Here is a 12,575-nt window from a genome sequence, read left to right on the forward strand (position 1 = left end):
AATGAAGATTTCCAAAGCCCTGATCGATCAGGCGACTGTCTGGCGTCGCACGATCCACGCGGCCCCCGAACTGGGTTTCCAGGAGCAGCAGACCTCCGACAAGGTGTCGAATCTGCTGACCAGCTTTGGCATCGAAGTCCATCGCGGCCTCGGCGGCACAGGTGTCGTCGGTACACTGCGCAATGGCGACGGCCCGGTCATCGGCATTCGTGCCGACATGGACGCGCTGCCGATCCAGGAACTGGGCGACACCGCGCACAAGTCTGTACACAAAGGCTGCATGCATGCCTGCGGTCACGATGGCCATACCGCGATTCTGCTGGCGACTGCGCGGCACCTGTCCGAAACCCGCAAATTTCGTGGCACGGTACATTTTGTCTTCCAGCCAGCCGAAGAAAACCTGGGTGGCGCCCAGCGCATGATCGAGGACGGCTTGTTCGAGCTGTTCCCGATGGATGCGATCTACGGGCTGCATAACTGGCCGGGCGTTCCGGCAGGCAATGTCGTGATCAACCCCGGTCCGATGATGGCTTCGCTGGATACCTTCGAGATCACCCTGACTGGTAAAGGCAGCCACGCCGCCATGCCGGACAAAGGCACCGATCCCATTGTGGCGGCTGCCGAACTGGTACTGGGCCTGCAAACCATCGTGTCGCGACGTCTTTCACCGCTGGATTCGGCGGTGGTCAGCATCACCCAGTTCAATGCCGGTGAAGCGATCAACGTCATCCCGGAAACAGCCGTGTTGCGCGGTACGGTGCGTTGCTTGCAGACGCCGGTGCGGGCCAAAGTCCAGCAACTGATCGGCGAGTTCGTCGAGCGCTTGCCGGTGGCTTTCGGGGTACGGGGCGAGCTGGTCTATAACGTCGGCTACCCGGTCACCGAGAACCATGTCGAAGCGGCAGCCACGATTCGTCGAGCGGCTGTTGCTGCGGTGGGCGAGGCCAATGTGCAGTGGGGTTGCAACCCGTCCATGGCATCCGAAGACTTCGCCTTCATGCTGCATGCCTGTCCGGGTGCTTATGTCTGGCTGGGTGTGGACGGCGAGAAACCTTCCGCCGCGCTGCATAACCCGTACTACGACTTCAACGATCAGGTGATCGAACCTGGCGTTGCGGTATGGACGGCGTTGGTGGAGCAGTGCCTGCCGGTGAGTTGATGGGTGTTTTTCGTGAATGAATTCGCTCCTGCCGGGTTGGGTGTAGGAGCGAATTTATTCGCGAAGAGGGTGCAATCAGCACTCCACCAGATTCACCGCCAACCCGCCCCGTGACGTTTCCTTGTACTTGTCGTGCATGTCGGCACCGGTATCGCGCATGGTGCGGATGGCGTGATCCAGAGAGATGAAGTGCTCGCCATCCCCGCGCATTGCCATTTGTGCCGCATTGATCGCCTTCACGGCAGCTATTGCGTTGCGCTCGATGCAAGGCACTTGAACCAGCCCGCCGACCGGGTCGCAGGTCAGGCCAAGGTTGTGTTCCAGGCCGATTTCCGCGGCGTTTTCCACTTGCTCCGGCGAGGCTCCGATAATCTCGGCAAGCCCGGCTGCTGCCATGGCGCAGGCCGATCCGACTTCCCCCTGACAGCCCACTTCCGCGCCCGAGATGGAAGCGTTTTTCTTGCACAGAATGCCCACCGCAGCGGCACTGAGAAAGAAACGCACCACGTCGTCGTCATTGGCTGCCGGGTTGAATTTCATGAAGTAATGCAGCACCGCAGGCACGATACCCGCTGCGCCATTGGTGGGCGCAGTCACCATGCGGCCACCGGCGGCGTTTTCTTCGTTCACTGCCAGGGCGAAAAGGTTGACCCACTCCATGGCGCTGAGGGTCGAGCCGATCACGTTGGGGTTATCGAGGTTCTGCAGGTTCTGATGCAGGCGATAGGCACGACGACGGACCTTCAGGCCTCCAGGGAGAATCCCGGTTTCGTTCAGGCCCTTGTTCACGCATTCACGCATCGCTTCCCAGATGACCAGAATCTTCGCGCGGATTTCTTCCTCGCTGCGCCAGACCTTTTCGTTGGCCATCATCAACCCGGAAACGCTCAGGCCGTGGGTCTTGCACAGCTTGAGCAATTCCGCACCGCTGGAGAAGTCATAAGGCAACACGGTTTCATCGCTGTCCAGCACGCCGCTGGCGGCCTGCGCGGCGTCGATCACGAAACCGCCACCCACCGAATAGTAAGTCTGCTCGTGCAGTTCGCCGGTCGCTCCGTAGGCACACAGCGTCATGCCGTTGGGGTGATAGGGCAGGCTTTCGTCCAGCAGGCACATGTCGCGCTGCCAGAGGAACTTGATTTCCCGCTCGCCAGCCAGCATCAACTGGCCGTTCTCCAGCAGGGCGTCGATGCGTTGATTGACCTGGCTGGGGTCGATCTGGTCTGGCCATTCGCCCATTAAACCCATGACAGTCGCACGATCACTGCTGTGACCGATGCCCGTGGCCGACAGAGATCCGTACAATCGCACTTCGATCCGTTCTACGCTATGCAATAGGTTGCGCTCGCGAAGGTCGGTTACAAACAGCGCCCCGGCCCGCATCGGTCCTACGGTGTGTGAACTGGAGGGGCCAATGCCGATTTTGAACATGTCGAAGACGCTGATAGCCATCACGGAGGTCCTGCAAATGAGTTTCCATGGGAGTCATGGAACTCCCTGTTCATGGTTCTCATAGTTGGCTCAGGGCTTCCAAACGACAAACGATTGTTCCTATGCAACGCTTTAGCGGAACTCTTCAATGAGCAGAATTTTCAATGCACAGATGCACGCCTGGTTACAGGTCTTTGCCTGTGCCGCCCGACATCTTTCTTTCACCCGTTGCGCCGAAGAGCTGCATGTGACGCCGGGTGCCATCAGCCAGCAGATGCGTCAGCTCGAAGAGCGTCTGGGCTTCGCCCTGTTTCATCGGGTCGGGCGCGGGCTTGAGCTGACCGCCGAAGGGCAGCGGCTGGCGCTGGTGGCCAATGAAGTGCAGAGCCGTATCAGCGATGAATTGCGCCTGCTGCATTCCGGACGGATCGGCGGCGTGTTCAAGCTGCGCTGCATTCCTTCCTTTCTCGGCAAATGGCTGATGCCACGCTTGCCACGCTTGCAGGAGGCTTTCCCGGATATCCAGTTGCGGATCATTGCCGAAGACAGCAGCGGCTCGTTGCGGGACGACGACTTCGATCTGGCCATCGATCTCAACGATGGCAGCTATCCGGGTTTGATGACCACGCCCTTGCTGGAAGAAGAGCTGTTCCCTGTGTGCTCGCCCGCACTGCTGGAAGGCAAGCCGCCTCTGGATACGCCCAGCCAACTGGTGCATTTTCCGCTGTTGCACGACATCACGGCCTGGCGTGGCAGCTACGAGTATGCCGAGTGGGAGTTCTACCTGGCGGCTATCGGTGCAGCCGGCATCGACGTGCGGCGCGGGCATACTTTCAACCGCAATCACCTGACCATCGATGCCGCGAGAATGGGCATGGGTGTGGCCATTGCCCGCAAGGCGCTGATCACCGACGAGTTGGAGCAGGGCTCGCTGATCGTGCCTTTCGGGCATCCGATCAAGGCCAAGAAAAAGTACGTGCTGGCTTATCGTGAGGGCGCGTTGAGTACGCCGTCCCGGCGTGCGGTGCACGACTGGCTGGTCAGCGAAGCGACACAGGACAAATGAAAAGGGCGCGTCAATCGACGCGCCCTTTTCATATCCGGTCAGCAGGGATCAATGGAACAGTTCAGCGATCAGTACGGCACCGATGAATGTGCCGAAGTTGGCGAGGAAAGAGACCAGTACGATCCTCCAGCCCAGGCGACGGAACGCAGGCAGATCCTTGGCAACCGACAGACCGGCGAAGGCCAGCATCGGGGTGATCACTGCCAGCATGTTGATCGAGCTGGTCAGGCGGGTGATTTCCGCTGCGAACGGGCAGGCAGGCGAGGTCAGGAACATTGCCACCAGCGACACCGTGCACACAGCCGGGATCTTGCGACGCAGCAGGCTGCAGAGCATTTCACCCACGAAGGTACAGAAGATCATGATACCCATGCCGGTGAGGGCATCGGTGGACAGGGTCTTGTAACCGACATAGTTGGCGATCAGCGCCAGCGCACCGGCTGCCAGCCAGGCACTGACCTTGCCGGCCCAGCTCAGCTCCGGAACATCCAGTGAGACGTCCTTGCTGCTGATGTTTTCGTCGCTGATGGAGGCCTTGGTGGTGCGGCCGATCAGCGGCTCCAGCACCCGATAACCCCAGACCGCCAGCGGCAGGGAAATGAACAGGGTGAAGTAGGTGCCGATGGTGGTGGTGATCAGGTTGGAGGCTGCCGCCAGCGTCATGACTTCCTTGGCGACTTCCGGGGTCTGCTGAGCGGCAATGGCGCCTGCGGCGGCGGCCATCATGCTGCCCGAACCGATGCCCGCGCCCATGGCCAGGGAGTTGGGGTGGAAGATGCCGAGGCTGGCGATGAAGCCGGCCACGATGGCAATGAACAGCGCGCCGAACAGGGTGCCGGTCAGGTATTCGGCCAGTACGCCACGACCTTCGGGGGAGTCCATTCCATAGCGCTCACCGATGATCGCCAGGCTCGGCTCACGGCCGACAGAGAAGGTGGCGCCGATGGCTTCACGCTTGATGCCCAGCATCAGTGCAACCGGCAGGCCGAGAATCACTGTGCCGACGAAATGACCGAACTCCTGGAACAGCAGCGCCCAGCCGGAGGCGAATACCACTGGAAGCGAACCGCCGACGACCAGGCCGAGTTTGGCGATGAAAATCAGCAGGGCAGGTTGCAGGATGGACGCCGAGCGCAGTTGCGTGGCGTGGTCGACACCGATGGTGCCTGGCATGCGGCGGCTGGCTATACCGATCACCGCGCCCAGCACCAGGGCCCAGACCATGGGCAGCAAGACGACTTTGCCGGGGCCCAGAGGGATGCTGATGGCACCGATCATTTCGGCGACGATAAGGATGATCGCGGCCCAGATATACAGTTTTACGGTGGCTGAAACAGCCTGCTTGTCACCCGCCACTGCGGCCTGTGAGTGTTGCATGATGATCCCCTTGCCTGCTGAATGACCTTTTAATAGGCCTTATCAATCGTTGTTGTGCTTTTCAGGAGGGCGCGTTGTGGCGCCCGGGGCAGCTTTAAAAATCCATGGAGCCCATGGAAGCCCTTGTGGGGCTGAATATTCTTGTAAGGCCGCAGAGTGATATCGGCCCAGGCTGCTGTGAACCTTTGGGTGCGAGTATGCAGAGCAGCATGCTGCACACCAATATTGCGAACTTTATTTATCGTTGCCTTAATCAGAACACAGAAAACAGGGTTTTTCTGCCGCTGCGGGCGCGAAGACAGACGTGAAATCCTGTTTAATGCTTCACCCCTCTGCGAGGACTTCCCATTGCGCTATGACCTGACCAGCCTGGACGTTTTCATCACTGTTGCCGAAGAGCGTAACCTGACCCGTTCTGCGCGCATCAGGCACCTGGCGGTATCGGCCATCAGCAAGCGCATCACAGAGCTTGAGGCCCAGGTGGGTTCGCCCTTGCTGTTGCGCAACGCACGAGGGGTCGAGCTGACCCCGGCGGGTCAGTCGATGCTGTTCTATGCACGCTAGCTCAAGCAAACCCTCGCCCAACTGGATACCGAGCTTGGGGAGTACGCCAGCGGGGTCAAGGGGCATGTGCGGATTCATGCCATCACCTCGGCGCTCTCGCAGTTTTTGCCCGACGACGTGGCCGGGTTCATTGCCCTGTATCCCCAGATCAAATTCGATATCGAGGAGCGGGTCGGCTCTGCGGTGATTCGTGCCGTGGCGGACGGTCGGGCCGATCTGGGAATCATTGCTGCGCAGACGGCTTCTCAGGGGTTGGAAACCTTGCCCTACCGCAACGATGAGCTGACGCTGGTGGTGCCTGCCGATCATGTATTGGCGATGCGCAAGTCAGTGCGCTTCAAGGAGGCACTGGAGCACGAATTCGTCGGGCCGCACCTGGAAAGCTCCATGCACACCTTGCTGACCAGCGAGGCGAAAAAGCTGGGTATGGACCTGCGGCTCAGAATCCGCATCAGCAGTTTCGACTGCATGTGCCGGATGGTTGGCGCCGGGCTCGGGCTGGCGATTCTGCCTCGCAGTGTGATCAGGCAGTACCTGCGCAGCCACAGACTCAAGGCGGTGACACTGGACGAAACCTGGGCGCAACGCTCGCTGTTGCTGGTGTTCAGAAAGTACGAAGCGGCATCGCCGACTCTGAAAACCCTGATCGATAACTTCAGGCTGGCTACCGACTGAGCGTTCTCCATCGGCGAACGCTCCCTTGGCGAGACTTCAATTTTCATCCGTGGGCAGTGCCCCTAGTATCGGCTTCATAGTGGTGTCAGTGCCGCGAATACTATAAAAAAGCCGAGCCCAAGCGTATGACCGAGATCGCCCACGACCTGATCAACCATCTGGTCATCGACCATGAGCCGTTTGCTTTCGTCGATTTGCACAAGATGCTTTCGTCCGAGCAATTGGCAAAACTGCCTTATTCGATCCGCATCCTGCTGGAAAACGTTGCTCGCTGTGCTCCTGAGGCATTGCCTTCGGTACTGGCCCGAGCGGTGGATAACGGCCCTGACTGCGAAGTGCCGTTTCAGCCTAACCGTCTGATGTTCCACGACACCACCTGTTTGCCTGCACTGGCCGATTTTGCGGGCATGCGCGATGTTGTCGCGGAACTGGGCGGCGATCCTCAGGCGATGAATCCGTCCATCCCGGCGGTCCTGACCATCGATCACTCGGTCATTGTCGAAAGCTATGCACAGCCTGATTCGGTGCAGCAGAACCTGGAGATCGACTTCCGGCGCAACAGCGAGCGCTATCGTTTCATCAAATGGGCGCAGAAAAGCCTCGATAACTTTGGCGTCATTCCGCCGGGCACCGGAATCATCCACCAGATGAACATGGAAGCCCTGGCGCAGGTGGTCTGGGAAAGTCGCACCGAGGACGGCCAGCGCCTGCTGCACCCTGACGATATGGTCGCTACCGACAGCCATACGCCGATGATCAATGCCATCGGCGTGCTGGGCTGGGGAGTGGGCGGTCTGGAAGGGCAGGCGGCGATGGTAGGAGAGCCGGTGCCGATCAGCTTTCCTCAAGTGATCGGAATTCGCGTCAGCAATGTGATGCGCCCTGGCGTCACGGCCACCGATCTTTCCCTGTATGTCGCGCAGATCCTTCGTCAGCGCAAAGTGGTGGGCAAGTTCGTCGAGTTTACCGGGCCGGGCCTTTCGACCTTGAGTTGGGCGGCTCGTGGTACTGTCTCAAACATGGCACCCGAGTACGGTGCGACGGTGGTGTTCTTCCCGTTCGACGATGAAACCCTGTCCTACCTGGAATTGAGTGGCCGCTCCCGGGAGTTGCGTTCCAGGATCGTCAGCTACATGAACGCGCAAGGTCTCTGGCGGCGCGATGAGCTGGCCGAGCCCGAGTTCGACGAGTTGATCGAACTGGATCTGGCGAGCATCGAGCCCAGCGTTGCCGGCCCGCACCAACCCCATCAAAGACAGACACTTTCCAGTGCCGCTGCATCTTTTCGCGATGACGTGCTGGGCGGTACTGATCTGATTGTCGGGCCTGCTGCCCAGTCCTTTTTCGAGCCCTCGTTTCAAGAGCCCATTACCCATGGTGCCGTGGTGCTGTCGGCGATTACCAGTTGCACCAACACGGCCAATCCGTCGCAGATGATCCAGGCCGGATTGCTGGCCCGCAAGGCGCGCAGTCTGGGCTTGAAGCGCAAGCCATGGGTCAAGACGTCACTGTCCCCTGGTTCTCAAGTGGTCGCGGATTACTTGCAACAGGCCGATCTGCTGACGGATTTCTCGGCACTGGGGTTCGATCTGGCAGGCTTTGGCTGCATGACCTGCATCGGCAACTCCGGCAAGCTTGAAGAGCATGTCGAAGCGTTTGCCGATCAAGGCCTCAAGGGCGTGGTGGTGCTGTCGGGCAATCGCAATTTCGAGGGGCGGGTCAACCCGAAAGTACCAGCAGGTTATCTGGCTTCTCCGGCGCTGTGCGTGGCGTATGCCATTGCCGGCACTATCGATATCGATCTTGAGTCGCAGCCGCTGGGGTATGAGAGCAACGGCCAGCCGGTGTATCTGCGGGATCTGATGCCCAGCGATGCGGATGTCGCAGAGCTGGCGCTGGGCGTGGTCAGGCCGGAGTTCTTTCGCAAGCGTCTGGAAACCGTCTGGGACGGCACGAGCCATTGGCAGGCACTGTCTGCCGAGGGCAGCGTGCAGTTTCCATGGAATGCGCAATCCACCTACTTGCGCCGCCCTCGGTACCTGACGGATATCGGTATCGAGCCCAAGGCCAGCCTGGGGATTCGTGATGCACGGGTGCTGATGGTGCTGGGTGATAACGTCACCACCGACCATATCTCGCCTGCCGGTGCCATTCCTGCTGCCAGCCTGGCCGGCCAATGGCTGCTGGAGCGGGGCGAGGACCCACAGGACCTCAATCAGTACTCCACGCGGCGCAGTAACCACGAAGTCATGTTGCGGGGTGCATTCACCAATCCCTCGGTCAGGAATCTGCTGTTGGGTGACGCACAGCCAGGGCCGGGTGTCTGGGCCTGGAATGCAGATCACAGCGAGTGCCTGCCGCTGTTCATGGCCGCTCAAAGTTACGCGAGCAGCCATACGCCCATGGTGGTTTTCGCCGGGATCAACTACGGCGCGGGTTCAAGCCGTGACTGGGCAGCCAAGGCCCAGGCACTGTTGGGCGTCAAGGCCGTGGTGGCTCGCAGCATCGAACGCATTCACCGCAGCAACCTGATCGGAATGGGTGTGATTCCTCTGCAGTTCAAGGCCGGGCAAACGGTTGAAGACCTGCATCTCGATGGCACCGAGCATCTGGATTTCAGTGGTCTCGATGAACTGGTGGCAGGCGATAACCCGGTCGTGCTGAGTATTCGGTCTGCCGGGCGAGAGCACCGTCAGGTCGAGCTGTCGGTGCGTATCGATTCGTTGCAGGAGATTCGCTACCTCACCCATGGCGGTGTATTGCCATTCGTGATTCGCAAGGTGGTCAAGCGCACCCGGCAGTGAGTGTCCCGGTTCAAGGGCGAGTTTTGCGATCAACAATAATAAGGAAGGCAGACATGCACAGCGACGACAGAGACGCAGGCCCTTGCGCGCCTGCCATTTCCCCTGATGGGGCCGGTTTGACCCGGCGAACGCTTATCAGGCAAATGGGCACCGCTGCCGGCTTTGCGGTGCTCGCATCCCTGGTTCCGACCGGACGCGCAGACGCGACTGACACATTGAACAGACAATCCAAGGCTACCCGGAGAACAACCCCCATGTACGCATATGTCGGGTCAAGGACCACTCGTGAGCGCAATGCCCGTGGCGAAGGCATCACGGTTTATGAAGTGGATCAGGAGCATGGCACCCTCAGGCTGGTCCAGGTGCTGAAGGATCTGGTCAATCCGTCTTTTCTGGCACTCAACCGCGCCAATGACCGGCTGTATACCGTGCATGGCGACCAGAGTGAGGTCAGCGCCTTCAGCATCGACAAGGCCACAGGCAAGCTGACGTTCATCAACCGGCAAAGCTGCGAAGGCAAGAACCCGGTGCATCTGGCGCTCGACCCCAGCGAACGGTTTCTGGTGGTGTCCAACCACATCGGTGGTTCGCTGGCGGTGCTGAATGTTGCTGAAGACGGTTCCCTCGGTACCTTGAACCAGTTGCTCAAGCTCGAAGGGCCGCTGGGGCCGCACCGGGTCGAGCAACCGTTCTCCAAGCCGCACTTCAACCCCTTCGACCCGTCCGGCCATTTCGTGCTGGTGCCGGACAAGGGGCTGGACCGGATTTTCAGTTTCCGTTTCGACAACGGCAAGCTCTACCCGGCAGACCAGCCGTTCGTAGCCACCCGCGAAGGCGCAGGCCCAAGGCATGTGGTGCTGCATCCCGGCGCACCTTTTGCCTATGCCATCAATGAGCTGGATTCGACGGTCACGACCTACCGCTTCGAGGCTTCGAGCGGCGCGCTCAAGGCCATTCAGGTGCTGCCTTCGCTGCCCGCGACCTTTACCGGCAACAGCCGGGCATCGGAGATCCAGATCGACCGTCGCGGACGTTTTCTGTATGCCTCCAATCGCGGCTACGACAGTGTCGCCAGCTTTGTCATCGACGAAGGCACCGGCATGCTCAGCCCGGTGGAATTCATCGCTACCGATGGCAAGACCCCGCGCTTCTTTACCCTGACGCCCAACCAGCGCTTCCTGTTTGCACTCAACGAAGACAGCGACACCATCATCTCGATGGCGGTCGATGCGAAAAAGGGCGGGCTGAGCAAGACCGGTTTCTCGATTTCCACCGGTAGCCCGGTGTGCATGGTTTTTACCGCATAAAGCGCAACACTATAAAAACAATGGATGCAGGCACCGCCCCGCATCCCGTGAGGTCGCCATGAATAACAACACTGCAATCGACGAAACTGCGGTCGTCCGCAAAGTCACCCTGCGGATCATTCCGTTTGTTTTCCTGCTGTACATCGTTTCGTATCTGGACCGCGCCAATATCGGTTATGCGGCGCTGCAAATGAACAAGGAACTGGCCCTGACCAGTGAAGCATTCGGATTCATCTCGGGAATTTTCTTCATTGGTTACTTCTTGTTTGAAGTCCCCAGCAACGTGATGCTCAACAAGTTCGGTGCCCGGGTCTGGATTGCACGCATTCTGGTGACCTGGGGGTTCATTGCAGCCCTGACGGCCTTTGCCCAGAACGCCAACCAGCTTTATGTGCTGCGCTTTCTGCTGGGCGTGGCCGAGGCGGGTTTCTTTCCCGGCATCATTGTCTACCTGACCTTCTGGTTTCGCTCCAAAGAGCTGGCAACCACCGTTGCGCTGTTCACTGCGGCAATTCCGGTGAGTTACATCATCGGCGCGCCCTTGAGCACCTGGATCATGGATAACGTGAACTGGTTCAACTGGAGTGGCTGGCGCTGGATGCTGTTCCTTGAAGGCATACCGGCGGTTTTTCTGGGCATCGCTTGCCTGTTCTATCTCACGGACCGTCCCGAGCAGGCCACGTGGCTCAAGCCCCATGAAAAGGCCTGGCTGGTGGACGAACTCGAACGCGATCGTCAAAGCCGCAAGAACGTGAAGAGCCTGAGCGTCTACAAGACCATGACCAATCCCAAGGTCCTCTATCTGTCGTTCATCTACTTCGTCTATCAGTGCGGCAGCCTCGGGATTGGCTACTGGATGCCGCAGATCATCAAAGGTTTTTCCGACTCGTTGACCCACACACAGATCGGCTTGATTGCGATGCTGCCTTATATCGTCGCCACCGTTGCGATGATCGTCTGGTCGCGCAGCTCCGACCGACGCAACGAGCGCAAGCTGCATTCGGCGATTCCGTTGCTGGTGGCGGCGCTGGGCTTGATGGGGGCGGGGGCCTTGCAGAGTCCGGTTCTGGCAATGGCCATGATCTGTCTGAGCCTTTCAGGCCTCTACAGCTTCAAGTCTCCCTTCTGGGCCTTGCCGACACTGTTCCTGACCCGTTCGACGGCGGCGGTTTCCATTGCCGTGATCAACTCCATCGGCAACCTGGGAGGTTTTGTAGGCCCCTCTCTGATCGGTATGGTCAAAGGCAACAGCCAGAGCGCGGCCAATGGGTTACTGTTTCTTTCTGCGCTGTTGCTGGCAGGTTTCCTGATGACGATCCTGATGCGCGTCACCAATCCGCCTGCCGACGAAGGCCAGGCCCTGAGCCAGCAAGCCCGCTAAGCATTTGAGGAGAGTTCGATGAGTTCGATCAGCCCGGCAGTAATCAATGATCTGGCACCTCAGGGTGTGCTTCGCGCTGCCATCAATTTCGGCAATCCGGTGCTGGTCCAGAAAGCGCCGGATGGCTCGCCGCAAGGTGTGTCAGTCGCTTTGGCCAAGGCATTGGCGCAGGAGCTGGGCGTGCCTCTGGAGATGGTGACCTTCGATGCGGCGGGCAAGGTTTTCGCGGCGCTGTCAGAAGGCATCTGGAATATCGCGTTCCTGGCCATCGAGCCGGTTCGTGAGGAGCAGGTCGCGTTCAGTGAGCCTTATGTGATTATCGAGGGCACGTATCTGGTGAAGGCCCAGGCGCCTTATGTCTCGGTCGAAGAGCTTGACCAGCCGGGTATCGGGATTGCAGTAGGCAAGGGCGCGGCCTATGACCTGTACCTGAGTCGCACCCTGAAAAATGCCCGTCTGGAACGAGCGGACACTTCAGCGGGGGCTGTGGACCTGTTCATCGAACAAGGCCTGGAGGCGGCAGCGGGTGTGCGTCAGCCGCTGGAAAAGGTCGCGGCCAGCGATTCGCGCTACCGCGTACTGGACGGCGCATTCACCTCCATCCGCCAGGCCATGGCCGTACCGCGCCAGTGTGAGGCTGGCGCGGCGTTTGTCAGGGCCTTTGTCGAGCGCAAGAAGGCTGAGGGCTTTGTCAAAAACGCATTGGTCGAAAGTGGCCAGGCGGATGTGACCGTCGCTTGAGGGGGCATTGTTCGGTGGCTATTGGAGGCGGCTTGGCGGCATCTCCAGCCGTCATCGATAAGCCGCCTCT

The 12,575-nt window shown here is 59.7% G+C and carries 10 protein-coding genes; 8 read left to right on the top strand and 2 right to left on the bottom strand.

Features of this window, described 5'->3' with window-relative positions; all coding sequences use genetic code 11:
- The first annotated feature begins 1 nt into the window (after position 1).
- Positions 2-1,159, top strand: a complete 1,158-nt coding sequence (locus tag KGD89_RS07075) for a M20 aminoacylase family protein (RefSeq protein ID WP_025259096.1) — start codon at positions 2-4, stop codon at positions 1,157-1,159.
- Positions 1,160-1,234: 75 nt separating this feature from the next.
- Here the strand turns inward: KGD89_RS07075 and KGD89_RS07080 are convergent, their stop codons facing one another.
- The gene (locus tag KGD89_RS07080; RefSeq protein ID WP_025259097.1) at positions 1,235-2,611 is read right to left on the bottom strand and encodes an L-serine ammonia-lyase; all 1,377 of its coding nucleotides are present in this window, start codon (positions 2,609-2,611) and stop codon (positions 1,235-1,237) included.
- A 127-nt stretch (positions 2,612-2,738) separates the two neighbouring features.
- On the opposite strand from KGD89_RS07080, the gene KGD89_RS07085 reads away from it, so the two are divergent.
- The gene (locus KGD89_RS07085; protein WP_025259098.1) at positions 2,739-3,656 is read left to right on the top strand and encodes a LysR substrate-binding domain-containing protein; all 918 of its coding nucleotides are present in this window, start codon (positions 2,739-2,741) and stop codon (positions 3,654-3,656) included.
- Between the two features lie 48 nt (positions 3,657-3,704).
- Here the strand turns inward: KGD89_RS07085 and KGD89_RS07090 are convergent, their stop codons facing one another.
- Complete coding sequence (locus tag KGD89_RS07090) at positions 3,705-5,033, bottom strand: DUF3100 domain-containing protein (RefSeq protein WP_025259099.1); 1,329 nt, start codon at positions 5,031-5,033, stop codon at positions 3,705-3,707.
- Positions 5,034-5,381: 348 nt separating this feature from the next.
- Here KGD89_RS07090 and KGD89_RS25965 point away from each other — a divergent pair, with 348 nt between their 5' ends.
- From KGD89_RS25965 to KGD89_RS07115, 6 genes are all read left to right on the top strand, one after another.
- Positions 5,382-5,597: a helix-turn-helix domain-containing protein gene (locus KGD89_RS25965; protein ID WP_025259100.1), complete on the top strand. Its 216-nt coding sequence runs from the start codon at positions 5,382-5,384 to the stop codon at positions 5,595-5,597.
- 66 nt (positions 5,598-5,663) lie between these two features.
- On the top strand, positions 5,664-6,272 hold the full coding sequence (locus KGD89_RS07095; protein ID WP_236250084.1) for a LysR substrate-binding domain-containing protein: 609 nt from the start codon (positions 5,664-5,666) through the stop codon (positions 6,270-6,272).
- Between the two features lie 125 nt (positions 6,273-6,397).
- Complete coding sequence (gene acnA / locus KGD89_RS07100; protein WP_025259102.1) at positions 6,398-9,076, top strand: aconitate hydratase AcnA; 2,679 nt, start codon at positions 6,398-6,400, stop codon at positions 9,074-9,076.
- Positions 9,077-9,330: 254 nt separating this feature from the next.
- Complete coding sequence (locus KGD89_RS07105) at positions 9,331-10,383, top strand: lactonase family protein (protein ID WP_025259103.1); 1,053 nt, start codon at positions 9,331-9,333, stop codon at positions 10,381-10,383.
- A gap of 58 nt (positions 10,384-10,441) precedes the next feature.
- Positions 10,442-11,764 carry an MFS transporter gene (locus KGD89_RS07110; RefSeq protein ID WP_025259104.1) on the top strand — a complete coding sequence of 441 codons (1,323 nt, stop codon included), beginning with the start codon at positions 10,442-10,444 and terminating at the stop codon, positions 11,762-11,764.
- Between the two features lie 18 nt (positions 11,765-11,782).
- Positions 11,783-12,505 carry a transporter substrate-binding domain-containing protein gene (locus KGD89_RS07115; protein WP_025259105.1) on the top strand — a complete coding sequence of 241 codons (723 nt, stop codon included), beginning with the start codon at positions 11,783-11,785 and terminating at the stop codon, positions 12,503-12,505.
- The last annotated feature ends 70 nt before the right edge of the window (positions 12,506-12,575 follow it).

The organism is Pseudomonas cichorii (assembly GCF_018343775.1).
GTDB lineage: Bacteria > Pseudomonadota > Gammaproteobacteria > Pseudomonadales > Pseudomonadaceae > Aquipseudomonas > Aquipseudomonas cichorii.

Bases quoted from the DNA above. Each gene is read 5' to 3' on its own strand.
- KGD89_RS07090 (WP_025259099.1), bottom strand. From the start codon at position 5,033: ATGCAACACTCACAGGCCGCAGTGGCGGGTGACAAGCAGGCTGTTTCA.
- acnA (WP_025259102.1), top strand. From the start codon at position 6,398: ATGACCGAGATCGCCCACGACCTGATCAACCATCTGGTCATCGACCAT.
- KGD89_RS07085 (WP_025259098.1), top strand. From the start codon at position 2,739: ATGAGCAGAATTTTCAATGCACAGATGCACGCCTGGTTACAGGTCTTT.
- KGD89_RS07110 (WP_025259104.1), top strand. From the start codon at position 10,442: ATGAATAACAACACTGCAATCGACGAAACTGCGGTCGTCCGCAAAGTC.
- KGD89_RS07115 (WP_025259105.1), top strand. From the start codon at position 11,783: ATGAGTTCGATCAGCCCGGCAGTAATCAATGATCTGGCACCTCAGGGT.
- KGD89_RS07105 (WP_025259103.1), top strand. From the start codon at position 9,331: ATGTACGCATATGTCGGGTCAAGGACCACTCGTGAGCGCAATGCCCGT.
- KGD89_RS07075 (WP_025259096.1), top strand. From the start codon at position 2: ATGAAGATTTCCAAAGCCCTGATCGATCAGGCGACTGTCTGGCGTCGC.
- KGD89_RS07080 (WP_025259097.1), bottom strand. From the start codon at position 2,611: ATGGCTATCAGCGTCTTCGACATGTTCAAAATCGGCATTGGCCCCTCC.